This window comes from Chryseobacterium sp. S90 (assembly GCF_047444895.1).
Classification (GTDB): domain Bacteria; phylum Bacteroidota; class Bacteroidia; order Flavobacteriales; family Weeksellaceae; genus Chryseobacterium.
This window is the reverse complement of record NZ_JBLGCX010000008.1, coordinates 184,549-205,733: the sequence shown is the minus strand read 5'-3', so window position 1 is coordinate 205,733 and position 21,185 is coordinate 184,549. Positions and strand designations below refer to the sequence as shown.

Annotated in this window: 20 protein-coding genes; 13 read left to right on the top strand and 7 right to left on the bottom strand. The window is 31.4% G+C overall.

Annotated elements, in window-relative coordinates:
- Positions 1–133: 133 nt before the first annotated feature.
- Positions 134–1,423 (top strand): tyrosine-type recombinase/integrase, encoded by a 1,290-nt coding sequence (locus tag ACLMCG_RS19775; RefSeq protein ID WP_413960787.1) that lies wholly within the window; start codon positions 134–136, stop codon positions 1,421–1,423.
- 11 nt (positions 1,424–1,434) lie between these two features.
- Here the strand turns inward: ACLMCG_RS19775 and ACLMCG_RS19770 are convergent, their stop codons facing one another.
- From ACLMCG_RS19770 to ACLMCG_RS19760, 3 genes are all read right to left on the bottom strand, one after another.
- Positions 1,435–1,710 (bottom strand): helix-turn-helix transcriptional regulator, encoded by a 276-nt coding sequence (locus ACLMCG_RS19770; RefSeq protein WP_394674037.1) that lies wholly within the window; start codon positions 1,708–1,710, stop codon positions 1,435–1,437.
- 127 nt (positions 1,711–1,837) lie between these two features.
- On the bottom strand, positions 1,838–3,574 hold the full coding sequence (locus ACLMCG_RS19765; RefSeq protein WP_413960788.1) for a DNA methyltransferase: 1,737 nt from the start codon (positions 3,572–3,574) through the stop codon (positions 1,838–1,840).
- A 75-nt stretch (positions 3,575–3,649) separates the two neighbouring features.
- The gene (locus tag ACLMCG_RS19760; RefSeq protein ID WP_413960789.1) at positions 3,650–4,735 is read right to left on the bottom strand and encodes a hypothetical protein; all 1,086 of its coding nucleotides are present in this window, start codon (positions 4,733–4,735) and stop codon (positions 3,650–3,652) included.
- 165 nt (positions 4,736–4,900) lie between these two features.
- Here ACLMCG_RS19760 and ACLMCG_RS19755 point away from each other — a divergent pair, with 165 nt between their 5' ends.
- From ACLMCG_RS19755 to ACLMCG_RS19740, 4 genes are all read left to right on the top strand, one after another.
- The gene (locus ACLMCG_RS19755; protein ID WP_413960790.1) at positions 4,901–7,258 is read left to right on the top strand and encodes a hypothetical protein; all 2,358 of its coding nucleotides are present in this window, start codon (positions 4,901–4,903) and stop codon (positions 7,256–7,258) included.
- A 482-nt stretch (positions 7,259–7,740) separates the two neighbouring features.
- Entirely contained in the window at positions 7,741–8,355 is a 615-nt protein-coding gene (locus ACLMCG_RS19750) for a recombinase family protein (RefSeq protein WP_413960791.1), read from the top strand.
- A 626-nt stretch (positions 8,356–8,981) separates the two neighbouring features.
- The gene (locus ACLMCG_RS19745; RefSeq protein ID WP_413960792.1) at positions 8,982–9,443 is read left to right on the top strand and encodes a hypothetical protein; all 462 of its coding nucleotides are present in this window, start codon (positions 8,982–8,984) and stop codon (positions 9,441–9,443) included.
- A gap of 18 nt (positions 9,444–9,461) precedes the next feature.
- Positions 9,462–10,214: a hypothetical protein gene (locus ACLMCG_RS19740; RefSeq protein ID WP_413960793.1), complete on the top strand. Its 753-nt coding sequence runs from the start codon at positions 9,462–9,464 to the stop codon at positions 10,212–10,214.
- Positions 10,215–10,624: 410 nt separating this feature from the next.
- Here the strand turns inward: ACLMCG_RS19740 and ACLMCG_RS19735 are convergent, their stop codons facing one another.
- The 4 genes from ACLMCG_RS19735 to ACLMCG_RS19720 are packed head-to-tail and all read right to left on the bottom strand — an operon-like array spanning position 10,625 to position 13,567.
- Positions 10,625–11,806, bottom strand: a complete 1,182-nt coding sequence (locus tag ACLMCG_RS19735; protein ID WP_413960794.1) for an adenylosuccinate synthetase — start codon at positions 11,804–11,806, stop codon at positions 10,625–10,627.
- A complete protein-coding gene (locus tag ACLMCG_RS19730) occupies positions 11,800–12,975 on the bottom strand; it encodes a PfkB family carbohydrate kinase (RefSeq protein WP_413960795.1) in 1,176 nt (391 codons plus the stop codon). The genes ACLMCG_RS19735 and ACLMCG_RS19730 overlap by 7 nt, the downstream gene beginning before the upstream one ends.
- On the bottom strand, positions 12,972–13,337 hold the full coding sequence (locus ACLMCG_RS19725; protein WP_413960796.1) for a hypothetical protein: 366 nt from the start codon (positions 13,335–13,337) through the stop codon (positions 12,972–12,974). Before ACLMCG_RS19725 ends, ACLMCG_RS19730 begins: the two co-directional genes overlap by 4 nt.
- A gap of 23 nt (positions 13,338–13,360) precedes the next feature.
- The gene (locus tag ACLMCG_RS19720) at positions 13,361–13,567 is read right to left on the bottom strand and encodes a hypothetical protein (RefSeq protein WP_332385701.1); all 207 of its coding nucleotides are present in this window, start codon (positions 13,565–13,567) and stop codon (positions 13,361–13,363) included.
- A gap of 354 nt (positions 13,568–13,921) precedes the next feature.
- Here ACLMCG_RS19720 and ACLMCG_RS19715 point away from each other — a divergent pair, with 354 nt between their 5' ends.
- The 8 genes from ACLMCG_RS19715 (at position 13,922) to pyk (ending at position 21,003) form a co-directional block, all read left to right on the top strand.
- The gene (locus tag ACLMCG_RS19715; protein WP_413960797.1) at positions 13,922–14,821 is read left to right on the top strand and encodes a ParB/RepB/Spo0J family partition protein; all 900 of its coding nucleotides are present in this window, start codon (positions 13,922–13,924) and stop codon (positions 14,819–14,821) included.
- The gene (locus ACLMCG_RS19710) at positions 14,818–15,837 is read left to right on the top strand and encodes a recombinase family protein (RefSeq protein ID WP_413960798.1); all 1,020 of its coding nucleotides are present in this window, start codon (positions 14,818–14,820) and stop codon (positions 15,835–15,837) included. Before ACLMCG_RS19715 ends, ACLMCG_RS19710 begins: the two co-directional genes overlap by 4 nt.
- 14 nt (positions 15,838–15,851) lie before the next feature.
- Complete coding sequence (locus tag ACLMCG_RS19705; RefSeq protein WP_413960799.1) at positions 15,852–16,223, top strand: hypothetical protein; 372 nt, start codon at positions 15,852–15,854, stop codon at positions 16,221–16,223.
- A gap of 598 nt (positions 16,224–16,821) precedes the next feature.
- Complete coding sequence (locus ACLMCG_RS19700) at positions 16,822–17,061, top strand: acyl carrier protein (protein WP_002976354.1); 240 nt, start codon at positions 16,822–16,824, stop codon at positions 17,059–17,061.
- A gap of 34 nt (positions 17,062–17,095) precedes the next feature.
- Positions 17,096–18,340, top strand: coding sequence for a beta-ketoacyl-ACP synthase II (fabF, locus tag ACLMCG_RS19695; RefSeq protein WP_047425151.1), 1,245 nt, complete (start codon positions 17,096–17,098; stop codon positions 18,338–18,340).
- A gap of 9 nt (positions 18,341–18,349) precedes the next feature.
- On the top strand, positions 18,350–19,114 hold the full coding sequence (gene rnc, locus ACLMCG_RS19690; RefSeq protein ID WP_223599707.1) for a ribonuclease III: 765 nt from the start codon (positions 18,350–18,352) through the stop codon (positions 19,112–19,114).
- Entirely contained in the window at positions 19,092–19,565 is a 474-nt protein-coding gene (locus ACLMCG_RS19685) for an IPExxxVDY family protein (protein ID WP_413960800.1), read from the top strand. The genes rnc and ACLMCG_RS19685 overlap by 23 nt, the downstream gene beginning before the upstream one ends.
- Positions 19,558–21,003, top strand: a complete 1,446-nt coding sequence (gene pyk, locus ACLMCG_RS19680; RefSeq protein WP_223599705.1) for a pyruvate kinase — start codon at positions 19,558–19,560, stop codon at positions 21,001–21,003. Before ACLMCG_RS19685 ends, pyk begins: the two co-directional genes overlap by 8 nt.
- Positions 21,004–21,185 lie beyond the last annotated feature (182 nt).

Here is a 21,185-nt window from a genome sequence, read left to right as displayed (position 1 = left end):
ACAGGACATAATTTCAAATATACGAACAGTTATTATTTTGTGATTGTTTTTTTCTTGAAAAAACTCCACTTTTCAATATGTATTGCTAGGCAATGCGAATTTTACGCTGTATCTTAGCCTAAATCAGCATATTATGGGTATAACATTATTATTAAGAAAGAAGATAGGAGAGGCAACAATCTATGTGAGATATAAACCAAGTAGAGATTTTGATTTCTTTTGGGGGAGTCCTTTTTCAATCGATGCAGAGAGGTGGGACAGCAAAAATGGAATGTATAATCAATCTTTCAAAAAGAAAAGTCCAAAAGATGAATCCCAAAAAATATTGAATAAAAATATCGATGAGTTTAATATTAAACTGAATGAGTTAAAAAATAGTCTGAACAGTTTTCTTCTCATGAACAACTACAATGTGACGAAATCACAGATTAAGAATTTTTTAGATTCGACGTACGGTAAAAATAAAAAGAAATCTGAGAAAAAAGTTGTGAACTCAACTTTATATATGTCCCAGCTAATTGAGGAGTATATAACGGAAAGAAGCGTTTTCGCTTTAGGAAAACACAAAGAGTTAACATCTGCTTCCATTAAAAAATTCAGAGTAATCAAGAATAAATTATTTAAGATTAACTCAAAACTTACAGTTTCACATATTGATGATAATTTTAGAAATACTTTTACAGACTGGTGTACAAAAAACCGGTATGCACCGATGACGATAGTAAAAGAACTGAAGATCATTAAAACGTTTATCAAGTTTGCTAAATCGAAAAAATATAAAACAAGTGATGAAGTTCCCAATTGGACATTCTATATAGAACCAAAAAATTATAAAGATCCTATATTAAGTTTAGAGGAAATTCATAAAATCAAAGTTCTTGATTTGGAATTAGATTACCTTGATAATGCTAGAGATTGGTTGGTTATAGGGTGTTATATGGGATTGAGGGTTTCAGATTTACTAAGATTGAAAAAAACTGATATAATTGATCATCATTATATCTCCTTGGTACAAAAGAAGACAAATGATCCTGTTACTGCAATACTTTTGGATCCGGTAAAAACGATTTTAAACAAAAGATTGGGTGAGTTCCCTAGACAGATATCTGATCAAAGATTTAATGAATACATAAAACTTGTCTGTCAATTAGCAGGAATTAAAGATTTAATTTTTGGTGGAAAAATGATTGATAAAAGAAAAGTATTTGACCATTACGAAAAGTGGGAACTGATAACATCTCATATTTGTAGAAGGTCTTATATTACCAACTTTAGATCGGTGTTAGGTGACGAAGGTGTTATGGTTAATACAGGTCATAAAACCACTTCCATGGTAGAACATTATGACCAAAATACAATGTTAGAGAAGGCGAAAAAAATCAGATTAAAACTGTCTGATAATCTAGAATTAATTAAGATCTAAAAAAAAGAACCTCAAATGAGGTTCTTTTTTGTAATAGGTAATTCCGATTCTTTAAAATAAACTCTATTTCCGATATAGTGAGGTTTTAAGATTTCAGATTTTATCCATCTATTTAAAGTTGATATGTGAATTTTAAATTGTTCGCAAACTTCTTTTCTCGTTAAAAGTCTATCATCATTTTTATGAGTGGTCTTTCCAATAATGATTTTGATTTCAGAAAAAATAGTGTTTTTAATGTCTTCAATTAGTTCCTCTTTAGTGAAGTTTTGTAAAAATATTTGGTTCATAATTTTATTAGATTTAAAATCCGGTAAAATATGGCACTAAAAATCCTATTCATCTCAATAATGAATTTGAATTTACAAGAAAATATGTGGAATAATTTACCGGATAGGTATGAGATTAATAATTAATTTAAGCAACATTTCGAATGTCATTATCTTCAGATAAAAAGTCATTTTTTAAAGATAAATATTCATTTTTATCGTACTCAGAAGTACCTCTTTCAAGGGTTTCGCATATTTTAGCGATATTTTTATCGTAAAGTTCACTGATGATAACTTTTCGATTTAACATGAGTGCCAGCCTACCTGTAGTTCCGGTTCCCCCAAAACAATCCCAGATAACCCCATCCTCAGGAAAGAATGACAGTATGAATGGTAGGGGGAATAAAGATGGAAACGATCCGAAAAACCCATTTTGTAAACCTTCATTTTGTGATCTTTCTTTTGATATGTTTAACTTTAAAATTTGTTCGATATCGTTATCACAAAGGAAATTCCTCATTGTTTTATAGGGGTTAGAAATGTGATAGGATTTCTTAGTATTCACTCCTTTTTTGCCTTGCTCAGAACATCCTCTTTTTACGGTTGCTGATTTTGTAGGATCAAATATTCTTAATTGTTCGTAATAATATTCCGGTGATTTCGCAAAAATGAGAATGGATTCATAAGAATTGGTAAACCTGGAAGTTCGGTTACTTTGAGGTTTTGGATTTGATTTTTCCCAAATCATTTGATCAATGAACAAAAATCCTGCGTTTTGCATCTCTAAGATTAATAAAGCTACGACTCCAACACAAACTGAATCTTTGTAGGTATCATCAAGATTAATAATGATAACTCCATCTTCGGTCATATTTTCCGCACCAATTTTCATTACATCAACTATATTTTTTACGAAATCTTCACGCTTCTTCTCTCTGCCAATCTCAAGCTCATATCCTAAATCTAATTGTTCAGGCACAATTCCGTTTTCCGCATAGTTAATAATATTAAAGTAAGGGATGGATGTAAAGATACCATTAATCAATGTTCCTTCTGGAAACTGAGTATCTAAACTGTTCCCCGGAAGAATTAAATATCGATCTGAAGAATACTTGTGATTAAAAGTAACATTCGTTGTTCCTTTGTTTATTTTTGTTTTGTACTGACGAATCAAAGACTCTGCTTTTCTTTGATCGTAATTTTTACTCAAAAATCCTGAAATTATTTTAGCTTTTTTCTCATCTTTAAGAGTATAATTTAGGGTTTTATTTTCTAATATCTTAATTGCTTTATTAGCTCTATCAAAAGATATTTCCTTACCACATAATCTTTTTGAAAGTTGTAAACAATTTTTAGGATTTTTTTCATCTAAGGTTAAAGTTTTCTTTACTGTAATTACATTGTTTCTACCCCATCCTCGACCCAGAGTTTCAGTTATAAATCCATATTTACGATTACAATTTACTATACCCTCTTCCACATCAGTATTTCTTAAATAATGCCTTAGTAACCGGATTAGGTCATCAACCGTTGGAACGGATTTAATATTGTGTTCAATAATCCAATCTTTCAATTCGTCACTTGATTCCGGGAATTTTTCAAGTATGATACAATCAACTTCGTTTAAATTTAAATCTTGCAATGCCAAAAATCGTAAAACACCATCAACGATAATATATTTATCTTCAAACTTTAAAACGGTGATCGGGCTGCAATACCTTGACTTTTCAATCTGTCTTTTAAGGTTTTTGATAAATTCTCTTTTTTCTTTTCTGTTGAAAAATTGATCCCATTCTTTTGGAATTTCAAGTTGAGATAATTCAAGTCTTGTAACTTTGTTTGACAATGGTAAAATTGCATCGGATTTTAAAACTGTGCTGTTCATAAGTATTAATTTATTTGTTAATTTTAATACTTCAAAGATCCGACTAACCGATTTTTTTTTTGAAAAACTGTCGCGCTACACTTTTATTTTATATTGCTGTAATGAAGGGTCGAGTTCAACCTGTGAGTCCTCTAACTCAAGCCAATAATGGTGACCATGCTCCTTACTTTTCTTACTTTTATAAAGAAATTTTTCGTACAAACTTTCGATTGCTAAAGAATTCTGAATGTACTTTTTTATCCTTGTATGATATGTACTCATGCTATCTACATATCCTATCATGTGAAATTTATTTTTATATTCTCCGGTTACTCTAAAAAGGGCGGTAAATTTATCTTGAATCTCTTTTTTTTCCAAAAAATCATTATGTCCAATCTTTAAATTATGGTTGATTAGATAAAACAGGTAGATGTGAGATAATGTTTTAGCATTACCAAAATTAATCTTGTTTTTTCCGATACTAATTTGACCATATTTATCAACCGAAATTGTTTCCGTGAAATTTAAACTTAAATCATAGTTGTCTGTTATTCGATTTCTAATTATTGTTAGGGTACTTTTGATTTGATTAAGGGTTGATTCGTCATTTCCTCTTTCAATAAATCTTTCCTGACAATTTTTACATATATAACCGGACATTATTTTAGCGTAAATTTCAGATCTATTTCTACCGTAGTCGTTTATGCATCCCTTAGAATTGAAATGTATTTCTTCCATCAATTCAGTTGATCCTAAATTTAGCTGTGATAAAGATTGGAATATATTTTCGATAATTTGGTGAGCAATTGCAAGATATGATCTATCTTCTGTAATCTCTTCCCAATCGTTAGAGTTGATTGCGATATTTTTAAAAACAAATGCACTATACCATGACTCTTTTCCTTCTAATGTAATTGCCTTGGGTTTTTCGATGTTTTTTGATGTAATTAAAACACCGTAATCTTCATAAACATTATTTTCCCCTTTTAATTTATTACAAATTTCTGAGATAGATTCAAGTGTAAGAGATTTACTTTTTTTATATAAATCATAGTAATCTGTTGATGACTTGTACGATAAAATTTTGAATTTTAATGAACCCTTACTTTTGTTGAACATATCAACAATTACAGAGATATCTTCTCTAAGGTGGTCGTCTAATGTGAATAGGTAAATAGTCATTTACTTTTTTTTGAAAAATAGCCAGAATATTAAACTTATGCAAGTCCAATAAAGTGCTAAAAACTGCTAAAGTTTATTCTTTTTTTTGGTTTTTCATTTTTTTGCGGTTATATTTTTACTGAGGACGGCTATCCGAAATCATAAACTTTCCAAATAAGTAAAAAGATGGAAGTTGAAAATTATAAATATTCAATAAGTCCTTTGGCCTGGACTTCTAAACCGCCAAAAAGAAAGTTTGGTCACATCACCAACTCGATAAAATCTACAGAATCAACGATCAAAAAATTTTCTGAATTAGTATCGCCACCACTGTCCCAATGCTGGTCCGGTGGAATATTTGAAGGAGAAGTTAATAACAAAAACTGGAGGGAACAGGCTATTATAGGTCTTGATTTCGATTCCGGTAAACAAACCTTGGAAGAAGTATATGATATACTGGATAATTACAATATTAAACCTAACCTGTATTATCCTACATTTTCAGATAGACCGGAACATCCGAAATTCAGAGTAGTTATTTTTCTGGATGAACCCATAACCAATAAAAAGAAATACAAACTTATTATGGATTCACTGAATCTGATACTGGATCTAGATAAAAAATGTAAGGATCTATCAAGAAGGTTCCTTGGTGGCAAGAATGCTGTTATCACCAGTATAATTCCAATCAACTTAGAGAAACTCATGGCCAGTATCCAAAAAATTAGTTTAGATAATTATGTTGAATCCAGTGATTTTTCTTCAGAATTTTCGGAATCACTATTAGATATAAATAGTAATAACGATTTTTTTTCTATAAAATCTACTTCAATAGCGGGGGAAGTGAGAATAGATTGGGACAATGATTTCGGCAAAATAAAAATCATGGATGAATTCAGAAATGGGTTTTGGTTAACACATGAGCAGTTATTCGGTCTTGCACTTAACATGAAATACATCAGTGGTGGTCTTCTCAGAATGAAAGAAGTGATGCTGAAGTATAATAATGAAGGTAAGACAGAATATACTGAAAACAATTATCAGATGATTGAGTATGTGCGAAAAATGAACTACTTTCCAATGCCGGTAAACAAATTTTCTCCTTTCCCAGAGGATAATCTCATTGAAGATATTCCGACTTTTTTTAAAAAGAAAGAAAAGATTAAGGTTATTGAAAAAGAGGAAAAGTTGAGTATAAAAGATGTTGAAAAAGAGTTTGAAAAACAATTTAGAGATGCACTATCGTCACCGGATCTTGATACGGTATATTTATTTTCTGTTCCAACTGGTATAGGAAAAACCCAGATGTTGACAAATGTCGAAAGATCAATCATTGCACTGCCAACTAATGATTTGAAGAATGAGGTTCACAACCGAATGGTAATTCCAAAAACAAAATCACCGGATTCTATTATTTTCGAAGATCAATCGGTTCATTCTTTGGTTCAGTTATATTATAAAATAGGATTACCACAGAAGGCTGCACATATTATCAGATCAATTGAAAAATATACTGATAATTTAGACGATATTACAACAGCAATGGAATATCTTTCTCAATTAGAAGACTGTTATGATGAAAACCAATCCGTAATCACTACTCATAAAAGATTTCTCAATTCACAGGATTTACCTCATAATACGGTAATCTTTGATGAAGATCCTTTGGATAGTCTAATGGAAATTAAAGAGACTTCAATCAAGGATATTGCTTATATGGAATTTCTTAATCCCTTGGTTAGAAGTTTTGCTGAGTATCTAAAAGGGCTCGAGAACGGAATTTATGAAACGCCTGTAATGTTTGATGTTGAAGACCTGATCACAGACTGTAAGTCATTCTCGGGATTTGATTCCAATATTTTTGAGTTCTTTATGAGTAAATATTTCTTCATTAACAGGAAGAATGGAAAAATTAATTACATTTCAAGAAAAGATTTACCATCCGATAAAAAGGTTATTATCATGTCTGCAACGGTTCCGGTTGAAATATATAAAAGACTCTATCCCAACAGAAATTTTAAGGTTTTCGACCACAGAAATGTTGAACAGATAGGAAAGGTTGTGCAACATACGGAAAGATCATGTTCACGAATATCACTTGAGAAATTTAAAGAAGAGATTTCTGAAAAAGTAACAGGATTACCGGTTATCACTTTTAAAAAATTTAAACACTCTTTTGATTCATCCTGTCAGGATATGCACTTCTTTAACTGCTCCGGTTCGGATTTGCTGAAAGGTAAGGATATAGCGGTAGTTGGTACACCTCATGGTAGTATTATTCAGTATTTTCTTATGGCAAGAATGATGGGAATTGAATTTGAAATCAAAGATGGAATGATGAACAACAGAACTGTGAGACACCGGGGATTTGAATTTACCTTTTACTGTTTTGAAAATGAAAATTTGAGGGATATACAATTTTATATCATCGAATCAAATTTAGTTCAGGCAGTTGGCAGAGCAAGAACATTGCGAGAGGACTGTACTGTATCTGTCTATTCTATTTTTCCATTGTACATTACCACAGAATTTGATCCGGCCTGATAAATAGGTTTCCAAATTCTGGAACAAAAAATGGAAAAATTTTTATTTTTTATTTTGGAGTCTGTGTTTATATCAAAGTTTTTTTGATTAAATATAAGAGAGTTCCAAACTCGGAATAAAAATTGGCAAAAATATTTTTTCACGATATCATCCCCTATATTTTAATGAAAGTTAAAGGGAGACGGGACGGAGGGAGGATTTAAGGTAGGGGGGGCAATGGGGATTATGATAGATTATAAATATTTGAAAGGTGTTGGTAAGCACCTTTCTTTTTTTTATCGAAGTATTTTGTTTGCACAAAATTATTCTTACTGTAGTGCGATCTGAAACTTCAGGCTAGAGGAATTTTATTTTGCTCTGATCCTGCGTTTAGATAAATTTCAATATAAATCGACACGATCTCAAGTGCTAAATAGTGCTAAAAGCGTAGGCTGAGAGGCACTTTCGCCGTAAATTTAATCTGACATTTAAAATACAACGTTATGAGGGTTAAATATAATAGAGTTTCTACATTAATTCAAACAGGAAACAGATTTGAGGCAGATACTGAAAAATACGATATAGTACTATTGGACAAAATTTCAGGATCCGTAAGTTTTAAAGATCGCCCCAAATCTAAAGAACTAATAAAAATGATCCAAGAAGGAGTAGGGATATCCGAAATCGTAGTAGAAGAATTTTCTCGTTTAGGAAGAAATACCGGTGATGTTATTCAAACTCTTGAATGGTTGGAGGAAAAGGAAATTAATGTAGTAGTGAGAAACATTGGTCTTCACTCTCGTACCAATGGAAAGAAAAATCCCGTTTGGAAAATGATATCATCAATTATGTCTTCTCTTTATGAAATGGAACTCGAAAATATTCTTGAACGTACTTCAGTAGGACGTATGGTATACGTTCAGAACGGAGGTGTTCTTGGTAGACCCGTTGGTACTAATGAAGGGGATTTAGTGTTCATTAATAAACCCAATAACAAAAAAATATTGGAGTATCTTCGAAAAAAAAGAACTGTTCGTGAAATTTCTAAAATACTTAGTGTTTCAACTAGTACTGTTATGAAAGTAAAGAAAATAGCTACAAAATTGGAGATGATTTAACGTGCAAAAATTATAAGACGCTACCCGTCATTGATGTATTATAATTTTTTGAAAAAAAACTAGCAATTGCTTGTTAAATGGGACGGTATTTTTCGGTGCAAAATAATATTGTTTTTTGTAATACAATTCAATAACCACTGTTACACGTTGCCAGATAAAGATTTTGATTTTCCAATTTAAATTTTAATCTTTTATGATTTACGGCAAAAATGTACCTTAAAGGTACAGAAAAGTACATATAAAGTCTTAATAACTTAACATAAAGTACACTTTAACCTACTTAATTTTAAGTTTTGTAGATTCTGTTACAATATTTATATAAATAAATTTTCACCTTAATGATAGACTAATTATATTTGCTGTTGATAGGATTATTTAATCCTTAAAAAAGACATTTCGAACACATAGAATGCTTGTCTAACGACATTCCTCAAGAAAATCTGGTAAATTTTATAGGAGGGAATATGTTAGCAACTTCCATGTCATATCTATATGGCATGGGGTCGCTACATTTCTACTCCACGGTTTACCAGAACCCTCTTGATAGAATTTGCTAGTAGTCCTCATGCTTTCTTTATTTAATTAACAACTCTTTTTCAGGACTGAAAGGAAATAAAACTTTAATTATGAAAAAAGTTTATTTATCTCTATTAACTGTAATCTTATTAGGTTCATGTTCAAACAATGATTCTGAGACCACAGAAGAAAACAAAAATCAATCACAACAATTTGTCGGTAAATGGCACCGCTACAAAACGGTAATTCTCAACGGTAAAACCGACACTCCCCTAAGTTCTTACGATCATGCTAAATGTGAAATAGAAGCAATACATGAGTTTACAAAAAACAGTAAATACTTATTGACAAATTATGTTTTAAATTCTTCCACTCAACAATGTCAACAAATAGGGAGTATAGAAACATATCCATATTCATATACGACCACTACTAATATTTTAGATATAGATGGTGAACGTTATTATATTAAGCATGTTGACTCAAAAGAGTTAATTCTTCAAGATTATGATTATTATGATCAAAATGGTGACGGGACAAAAGATAAGAGATTGAATTATTATAAGAAATAATTGAGAAATAACTAAACCATGAGTTACATAAATTATTTAAAAGATTTCGATTTTGATATCCTTTATAAAACATCTTTTCTATTGCCTTTTATAAGTATAATAGTTGTCTTAAAGATTTTATCACTTTTACTTTTTTCTATTGGAAAATCTGAAGATGATGAGAATAAGGTTACGATATTTTCAAATATATTTTTTTATCTAATCATATCTTTTTTTATTCTTACAATCTATGATAATGAAGATCGAAAAGGTATGCAAAATTTTCGGTTCTCTAATTTTGGAAACGTGCATAATGATAAAGATTTATTTGTAGAAAATGAAGTTGAAAAAAGTAATGATTTCGAAAATAATTTTTCAACCAATTCCACTCCCAATAATGAGACATCAAATATTCCAACTCAAGAAGAACTTTTACGATTGGAGAAAGATCCGGAATATCTTCGAACGTTTGAACAGTTAGTAAATGATCTTAACAACATAAAAGACCTGAGTGAAGTTACCTCGTTTGAGGTTTGTGGACATGAAAACGGAAAATGTAAATGGTGCGGAAATATTTTTTCTCAAGAAAAATTACTTAAACCTACCTATTTGGCTATGGGCGAAGTGGCGGGTCTAAGAATGACAATCATGGAAAGTGGATGGAATACACCTGAAATTTATAATTACATAAAAGACTATAAGAAAGGTATCAAGTTTCAATGTATTACCGAAAAGAAAGAATTTTGCTCCTTAAAATGTGAAAAAGAATTTAAAAATAACAGAGGATATTAAAATTAAAAACGAACTTATGAAAATACTATCAATTATAGGAATCTTAGTAAGTATTTTAGGTATAATCCTATGTTTTGGAATTATTGACAATTATGTTGAATACGGTAGTAAACTTATTGACTATTTAAATTTAAACCACAAAGAAATTAAACACGAAGTTTTCTCAATGACATCTATATTAGATTCCGGTAGAATCATCTGTTTTGTGCTAATGGGAATTTTTGTATTCCATATTTTTATATGTATTAAAGTCTATCGTTCTGAAACCCTGTAAGATTTCCATTCCTAGAATATTAAATAAAAAAAATAAAACCTGAAATAATTTTCAGGTTCTATTTTTTATCCAAATTTATTCCTTGGCAGTCCAATTTCGTGTTCCTGAGGATATGGTTTGCTAAGAGTCACAATATCTACTGAAAAATGTTTTCCGAAAATTTACTTTTACTGTAAAATACATTTTTAAAATCTATACCAAGAAAATTAGAAATATTCCTATAATGTGCTACTTCTAATCCGCCATCAATATAAATTTTAATATTGTCAGAAATCATATGGTCAATACAAGTAATCAATAGATTTTTATTAAGTTCTTTTGAATATTGTTTGTCACAGTTGAGTGCATAAATTAAATCATTAATGTCAAGGAAATTAGATCTCATTTTTCCTTGGTAAAGATTATCAACATTAGTTTCTTCTAAATTATTTATCAAATGAAAATCTGGATTATTTTCTTTAAAAGAACCGTTTCCATGTCTTGTTTGATATACCCGGGTTACATAAAAAATTTCCACATCAATATTTAGCTTAGATTTTTGAATCATAGCAATCGCATTTTGCGAAGTAGTATTACTTTTAGTAATATGTGGTTTTGTTCCAAAATTTTGATCTATTAAAATACCTTGTGATCCCTCAAAAATAAATGTATCCCACTTTTCAAATATTTCACTATCACAATTAACAATATGTATATTACCTTTTTTTAATAATTTTTTTAAAAATAATATCTGTTCAAGAAAAAAAAGATCTTCAACATGGTGATCAAATTGATCAAAATCAAATGATGTTTCAATATTAACAAGTCTCTTATAGTAATTATGAATTTCTTGAAGTTTTGAAATTAGAAATTCTTCATTTTTAAATAAATCTGAAATTGTAAATGATATAACTTTATTTCTTTCTACGGTTGTGCCGAATCCTACACCGCAACTTCCTTTTCTCTTATCATCTCTTTGGGTTAGCTCCGAAGTACGATTAAATAATACGTCATAATGAGTTGTAATTGGAGAATTACAATTAACGTAAAATTTAAAATCAGTATTTATTTCATTAATTTCTTCAAGAAAATAGGTAGGTGCAAAAGTACATTTCTCTGACCAATATGTTGGTAAACCTCTAAATGTTCCAGATCCTAAATTTGAAAACACATGACTTTTACCCGTCTTACTATCAACAACACAATGACCTGCTTGGTGACCACCGTTAAATCTAATTATTATAGAATTTGGATATTTGGTTGCAAGAAAATCCGTTGCAATTCCTTTTCCTTCATCTCCATATCCTAACCCGACCACAATAAAAGCTTTTTTTACCATGAGACTTTATATATTGCCGTTGATAAGTCATATGTGATTTCACAATCAGTTCCTTCAAACATGAATAAGTCATTTTCTTTATAATTTTCACAAAACAAAATGACTTTTTTACCTAATGCTTTTGCATAGCCAACCTCAAAAAGTGTTCCCGCATCATTTCCTGAAATAACTGCTAAAACTGCATCACAGTTGTTTAAATTGTCAATATCTTTTTTTGCTATTTTTTGAAAATCTTCTTTAAAAGCTGGTACACCTGCGTTATGAAATGGCGAGAAAATATCAACATCAAACCCATTTAATATTGAATAAATCTCATTAATTAGAAATCTTTCTGAAATTGTAAAAAATGGCCCGGCCAAATAGATTTTTTTTCTCTTTTCCGGGACTATAGCTTTGAACTCCCTTGGATGTGTTGTAAGTGGTATATTTTTAGAATTACAATAGTCTGCTGTATATTTAGAAGCGAACATGGCCGCATCATCAGGAGAAAGTTTTTCAATCATCCACTTCCAAGCAAAAACCGCAGAAAATATATCTCCACTACCTATTGGCCACACCGATTCTGTTTCAAAAACGGGAATAACGTTCGATTTATCTTCAAAAAAAACTGTAGCACCATTTGACCCATTTTTAATAACAACAACTTCTGCTTCTTCATTTTCTAATAAAAATTTTCCAACTTCATTTATATCATTACTAATATTATTACTTAATATCATAGCCTCGCTTTTATTTAGTATCAAAGCTAGATGCTGTGCTTTTGAATTAGTTTTTCTAAATCCTATGTGATTTTGAGGATCATAGACTACATACTCTCCGTCTACAGAACAATCCGACTCAATCATTCCATAATAAAGAATATGCTTTGCTTCTACTTTTGGTATGATGAAATTTTTGGCAGGTAAATTATAAGGTATTGGTTTTGCTAACGGATGATAATAATCGAATATAATTGATTTTTCATGTACCTGTAAATATTGATTAATTTTGTAAGCTAAAACCTTATAATCAAAAAGTTCTTTAAAATCGGCACCAACTGATGAATGATAATTAATTTCAAATCCTTTGTCACTTAATGCAATAGCGCCCCTTAAACCGGATCCAAAAAGATCTTCGTACTTTGGATCATGACATATTTCGTAATATGTTCCACCAACGATATCAATCATAGTATAGTTTGTAAATATTGTATCCTTACTTTACATTTCTCCTCATTTCCATCTAACTCAATAATTGTAGCTTTATATCTGTAGCCTTTTTTTATACAATTTCGCAATTGTAGTACCTGTGGAGAATCAACTATTCCACATAGGATACCCTTTGATAAAACATTCACTAATTGCATTTCCTGATCTAAATCGATCTGTAAAATATCTCCTACATTCAGTTTAAATATGTGACTTTGAATCTTTTTAAGATATACGTCAAATAATATATTTAAACATTCATCATCGCCACCTGTAGAACCTGCTCCTTGTGCACCTGCTAATTGTCTGCTGTAATTTTGGCTTCCGCCACCACCTCCTTTCATGGTTTTTAGTTTTTTAGTTAATATTATGTATGAATTTCTTTTATTAATGGCATCAGATTATTAACCCAATTCTTTCCATTTTTATTTGTCCAACGAGCAAGACCACTCTCGCAATTATTTTCTAAATAAATAAGAATTGCACCATCACATTTAAATCTTTTAACAAACTCTTTTAGAACTTGTTCATCTGACAATTGATCTAATTTTGATGATAAACTTTTTGTTTCCATAGAATATATTATATAATTTAAATATATAATTTTTTACAATTCAGAAAAAATAATTTATTGCTCAAAAATAATATTGAAATGATTATTTACATTACGGTTTTCCATAATAACTTAAGATTTAACGAATTATATACAGTTTTTCATACTCAAAATTTATAATCTTATAAAATTAATAATAAGAAATTACTAAGAAGTAGGTATAAATACGGAATTCTCTAACAAGATTTATAGATGACATTTTTAATATTAATTAAACTTAATTTCTATTTACTAATTATAAAAGAATAAATTTTTAATTTCACATTATCAAATACTTACAATGTAATAATTAATTTAACGTCTTAGATTTTCTCTATGTCTGATAATAAAAATTTTTTGGAATCTTTCAAACCCTATCCTAGTAAATATGCAGATCTCCTCCTGATTTATATTCAAGCTGATCACACTCAGCCCAGAAAAAATTTTGGTATCACATCCGCAGACCATAGTAGATTGCTAAAATCAATTTCCACATACGGAATTGAAGATCCTATCAAAGTTTCTGAAATTGAAACCGATAGATATTTAATAATAGATGGACACAGACGTTTTTCATGTGCAAAAGAACTTAAACTTGATACCGTTCCTTGTAGAATTTATCCTAAAATGGATGCTGGTGAATTGGAAGCCCGTCGATATGAAATGCAGAATAATAGAAGGAATTGGAGACCTATAGAGAAGGCAAATGCAATACACAAAATAAATCAAGAGTACAAAAATATTAGTAAAAAGGAAATAGCTACATTAATTGGAATTACTCAAAAAAACTTATTCCATTATACTGAATTACGAGATATGAGAATGGAATATATTGAGTTAATGGCATCGCATGATATGAAAGAGTATCAGATGGTAGTGTTTATGCAATTACTCCCAAAACTAAGAAAAATAAAAGGTTATGAAATTGATGATATCGTCAAAATTATTTTTAAAAAAGTAAACGATGGACTAATGTATAGAAGAACTGATTTCATCTCTTTAACAAAAATTTTTTCAACTGCATCGCTTCATGAAGAGGAAATTCACCTGTTTTTAACAGAGGCAAATATGGCTGTTGAAGAGTTATTAGAAAGAACACAATTATCCGGTGTTTCTGTCCAAATAAAAAATTTGATCAAAGAGTTAAGTATAAAAAAGAATTTGAATATAAAACTGACAGATAAAGAAAAGTGTCTTTTTGAAGATTTATATAAACTTATGGAAATTTATGTATGATTTTCGATAGATCTCTTCAGAAACGAAAGACTGCAATTGCATATTACAGACATTCTGCGGAAGATAAGCAAGAAAACTCAATCAAAATTCAGCAAGGACATGTATATGACTTTGCGAACAAATTTAAAATAGATATAATTCACGAAGAACTTGATGAAGGTAAGAGTGGATTATTAGCAAATAGACCCGGTTTTGAACGTTTATTTAGTGAGTGGATCGAAAACCCAAAAGCACCGAATTTTAATTATGTATTAGTTTATGATGTATCTCGATGGGGAAGATTTCAAGATCCCGATCAATCAGGATACTATGAATATCTTTGTACAAAACACGGAAAAGAAGTAATTTATGTATCTCGGGGTTTCACTGAACCTACCAATCAATTAATTTCAAGTCTTGAAACATCCATTCAAAGGTATATGGCTGCCGAGTACAGTAGACAATTGAGTGAAAAAGTTTTTCATGGCTGTGTTAAAATCTCGCAACAAGGATATTCGTCCGGAGGAGCTCCGCCTTATGGAATGACAAGACAGTTATTAGATGTAAATAAGAGCCCTGTTCGAATTTTAAGAAAAGGAGAATATAAGCAAATAGCAAATGAAAGAGTAATCTTTGTCCCTTCTTGTGATAGTTCATCAGATACTGTTAAACTAATATTTCAAATGTATGTCCATGAAAAAAAATCAATTTTTCAAATAGTTGACTTGATTACTGCAAACACTTTATGTACAGCCAATGGAGAGAAATGGAATCGTGCAAAAGTGATAAGAATACTTACGAACGAAATTTACATTGGAACGAGAATTTATAACAAGACTTGGGGTAGATTAAAACAACGCATTCATAAAAATCCTCGATCTTTATGGATTGTAAAGCCCAATGCATTTGAGGCACTAATTAAAAGTGACGATTTTGAAATTGCTCAAGAAAGGTTGTATTGGAATTTACCTCATAATTGGCGGAAAGGGATAAATTGTATCAGAAGAATAAAAATATCACCAAGAATGATATTATAAATTGGCTTGTTAACATGGGAGTAGACGATATGGATTCCTTAAAAATATTTGGAGAACTTCCAATTATTTACGGTGTTAAAAGCCAGATAAACAATACAAATAATTTATGTTTTGTAATCACCGAAAATCACCGAAAATTTGACAAGATTCTGGCAATTGGAATTGATGAAAACGGAGATTTATCGGGACAAAATTATTTTTTATTGGATGTTTCTGATTTTACGAGTTCAAATTATATCACTTTTAATGATAATAGCACCTTAATTTTAGAAAGAAAAATTGAACCGGAAAGTATTGAACACATAATAAAAGATTTTATTGTTAAATTCACACAGTTAGAAAATTATATAAGAGGGAAATACTCATCATTACTTAAATCCTTATAAATTCTATTCGTGGTAGCAACAGTGGTAGCAACGTTTAAATTTAAACATAACATGTTCATAATACGAGATAATTTGATATCCTCCAACTCCACAAAAAACCGCTTAGTTCATCTGAGCGGTTTTTATTTTCAAACGCCTTTATATCATTATCATCCCTTCTTCTTTCTAATTTTAGATTTACTTATCATTTTTCAAACCAAATATAGACCTATACAATATAGATAGTATACTTGAAAGAAAAGAATATTCTAAATTCCTCAAGACCTTAGATTTCAAAATCAATTTTCTTTTACTCCTAAATTAAAGAAAGATATATTAGTAGAGAAAAAAAGAACAAGTTGATTTCACAAAATTTAAATTCACAAAATGGAATACACAATGGAGATCTAAGAGTCATATATATTAAGTTTTTTTTAGATCTTCAGGATTACTTTCATATTTACACACAAGCACCAAATATAACCTCCTGAAAACTAAAAGACTAAAGCGAGACAATTTAAAATGAAAGCTTCTAGTCCACAAAAAAGGCTAAAAAAATGTTTTATCGTAAAGAATTTTATATATTTGCACCATCTAACAATTAAAAAAATAATTTACTATGTCAGACATTGCATCAAGAGTAAAAGCTATCATCGCTGATAAGCTTGACGTTGAAGAAACAGAAGTAACTCCTGAAGCTAGCTTCACTAACGATTTAGGAGCTGATTCACTAGATACAGTTGAGTTAATCATGGAATTTGAAAAAGAATTTAACATTCAGATCCCTGATGACCAAGCTGAAAAAATTACTACTGTAGGACACGCTATCGCTTACATCGAAGAAGTAGTAAATAAATAATATTCTTCAACAAAAAAGAAATTAAACAAAGTTTATGGAATTAAAAAGAGTAGTTGTAACAGGATTTGGAGCAATAACGCCAATAGGAAATAATGCAAAAGAATACTGGGAAAATCTTGTGAAAGGTGAGAGCGGTGCCGCTCCGATTACTCTTTTTGATGCCACAAACTTTAAAACAAAGTTCGCTTGCGAAGTCAAAGGTTTCGATCCATTACAGCATTTCGATAAGAAAGAGTCTAAAAAAATGGACCGAAATACCCAACTGGGACTTGTTGCTGCAAAAGAAGCAGTAGCACATTCCAGAATTATTGAAGACAATGTAGACAAAAACAGAGTTGGAGTAATTTGGGGTTCCGGAATCGGAGGTTTAGAGACTTTTGAAACTGAAGTGTTAGGGTGGGCCAATACGGAAATTCCGAGATTCAACCCTTTCTTTATTCCAAAAATGATTGCGGATATCACTCCAGGACATATCTCTATTGAGTACGGTTTCCATGGACCAAACTACACAACTGTATCTGCATGTGCATCTTCAGCAAACGCTATAATTGATTCCAAAATGCTGATCCAGTTAGGAAAAGCAGACGTGATTGTGTGTGGAGGCTCTGAAGCAGCCGTTACAGCAAGTGGTGTCGGTGGATTTAATGCAATGATGGCACTTTCTACAAGAAATGATGATCCTAAAACAGCTTCAAGACCTTTCGACAAAGACAGAGATGGATTTGTATTAGGAGAAGGTGCAGGATGTATTATTCTTGAGGAATATGAGCACGCTGTAAAACGTGGTGCTACAATTTATGCAGAATTATTAGGAGGAGGTTTAAGTGCTGATGCACATCACATGACCGCTCCTCACCCTGAAGGCCTTGGTGCTTATCTGGTAATGAAGAGTTGCCTGGAAGATGCAGGTTTAACTGCTGATGAAGTAGATCATATCAATATGCATGGTACTTCTACTCCATTAGGAGACATCGCAGAATCCAATGCAATCTCAAGATTATTAGGCGAGCACGCTTATGACATTCAGATTAATTCTACAAAATCAATGACAGGCCACCTTCTTGGTGCTGCAGGTGTTATTGAAGCTATCGCTGCATTGGGAACTATTATTCATGGTACTGTTCCTCCTACCATCAACCATTTTACTGATGATGAAAATATTGACAGCAGACTAAACTTTACGTTTAACACAGCTGTGAAGAAAGATGTAAAAGTAGCCATGAGCAATACTTTTGGATTTGGCGGGCATAACGCTTGCGTTCTATTTAAGAAAATCTAAATTCAATGAATGGAGTTACAGAAATACTTTTCTAAATTCCTTCTCAAAAAAAGAAAAAGACAATTAACGGAGAGAGAGTATTTTCTCAGTACCGAGCTTAAAAAAGTTTTAGGTACAGAGGTACAGAATATAGCTCTTTACCGCGAAGCTTTTTCTTTAAAAAATTCTTCTAAAAATCAAGACAGCAACTACGAAAGACTTGAATTTTTGGGAGATTCTGTTTTGGGTACAATTATTTCTTGTCATTTGTTCCAGACCTATCCCCAAGCTAACGAGGGCTATCTGACACAGATGAAATCTAAGATTGTTAATAGGAAAAACCTCAATAAATTAGGCGAAGACCTAAAGCTTACCAACCTTTTGCAAAAGCAAAACAGTTCTTCTGCTTTGGGCGAGAATATCTCCGGAAATTTATTCGAAGCTCTAATTGGTGCCGTTTATTTAGACTTCCATTATGATACCTGTAAAAGGATTATTTTGGAAAAATTGCTGACCCCTTCTGAAATCAACAAGCTTGAAAACAAGATTGTAAGCTACAAAGGTCTCCTTCTAGAATGGAGCCAAAAGAAGAAGGTCAACATAAAGTACGAAACCTGCGAAGAAATACAAGCTAATAAATCTGTGGTATTCCGATGTCACGTTTGGCTGGGTGAAGGAAAAATTGCTAATGCAGCGGAAACTTCCAAGAAAAAAGCAGAGGAAAAGGCAGCACAAAGGGCATTTTATATTTTAAATAAAAAAGAAAATATACTTGGAAATTCAAAAACTTTATGATCTTGATGATATAGAATTTGAAGATATTGCCATAGGATTGGTAAGATTAGCAAAAGATATACCTGCTCATGAGTTTTTTTACAAAATAAATCATGCCAACAACCTCAGTTTTTCAAGAAAAAAAGATCTTGTCTTTCATGGAGGGTATTATGATTATTTTTTTCCAAGATTTGAGGCCTACCACAAGTTTTCTAAGACCTGTTTTACCTTTATTTCCAATAAATCTTCTGAAAGTAAGCAAAAAAAAGTTCAGACAGAACTCTTTACAGAAGAAGAAAACATTAAATTTTTATTAAATAATCAGGTAGATGTGGAATATATTCTACATAGTTCGGAACAGTTTCCTGATTTTTCCGTAATTTTGCTCCCTGAAAATCTTGTGTTTCCAATTCAAGATTATACACTGAGTTCTGATGAAGAACTTTATCAAATTATCCAGTATTATGAATAAGTATTTAAAGAAGACAAAAATTATCGCAACACTAGGACCTGCTTCATCATCGAAGGAGGTAATGTTAGATTTAATGAGAGCGGGTGTTGATATTTTCAGAATAAATTTTTCCCATGCAGATTACGACTTAGTTCGAAAAAATATTGAAATAATTAGAGAGCTAAACAGCGAGTATGGTTATTCAGTGGGAATCCTGGGAGACCTTCAGGGACCTAAGCTGAGAGTAGGAGTTGTAAAAGAAGGATCTTATCTGAATCCTGGCGATATTCTTACCTTCACTAACGAAAAAATGGAGGGAGATTCCACTAAGGTATACATGACTTATCAACAGTTTCCACAGGATGTAAAAGTAGGGGAAAGAATCCTTATTGATGATGGGAAACTGATGTTGGAGGTTATCGAAACCAATGAAAAGGATACTGTAAAAGCAAAAACTATTCAAGGAGGTCCGTTAAGCTCTAAAAAAGGTGTTAATCTACCTAATACAAATGTTTCTCTTCCAGCTTTGACAGAAAAGGATATTCAGGATGCTAACTTCATGCTTGACATGGAAGTTGACTGGATTGCCTTATCGTTTGTTCGTCATGCTCAGGATATTATTGACTTGAAGGAGCTTATCAAAGCACATCCGAATGGTAAATTCAAGACTCCTATTATTGCGAAGATTGAAAAACCTGAAGGGGTAAAAAATATTGAAGAAATCCTTGTTGAATGTGACGGATTAATGGTTGCCCGTGGAGACCTTGGAGTAGAAGTTCCAATGGAAGAAGTTCCGGCAATCCAGAAAAATCTGGTAGAAAAAGCAAGATTCTATTCTAAGCCGGTAATCATCGCCACCCAAATGATGGAAACGATGATCAACAGCTTAACGCCAACAAGAGCGGAAGTAAATGACGTAGCGAACTCTGTATTGGATGGAGCTGATGCTGTCATGCTTTCGGGAGAAACTTCTGTAGGTAGATATCCGGTACAGGTGGTAGAAAACATGGCTAAAATTGTAAAAAATATCGAAACCACTCATTTCTATCAACACAAAAATGAGCCTATCGAAAAAGATTATAACTGTATTGATGAGAGATTCATTACAAACAGGGTTTGTCTTGCAGCGGTAAGAATCGCTAAAACAACAAACGTTTCTGCTATTGTAACGCTTACTCACTCTGGATACACAGCTTTCCAGCTTGCAGCACACAGACCAAACTCACATATCATCGTCTATAGCGGTAACAGAAGAGTTATTACTATGCTGAACCTTCTTTGGGGTGTTCACGCCTATTATTATGATATGAAGAAATCTACGGATGAAACAATCATTCAGGTAAATATGCTGACACACAACTACGGTTATATTGAAACCGGAGACTTTGTAATCAATATCAATGCAACTCCATCATATGAAGGTGGAAAAACAAATACGCTGAGATTGACGACAGTATAAGCAATAAGCAATAAGCAATAAGCAATAAGCAATAAGCAATAAGCAATAAGCAAAATTACTTTTTGTAAAAGCATAAAAAATTCCCGGAAATTAATTTCCGGGAATTTTTATTTTTATGTGTGGTAATTTGTCATTCTGAACAAAACGGGAGTGAAGTGAAGAATCTGTGAGATTCCTCGGTT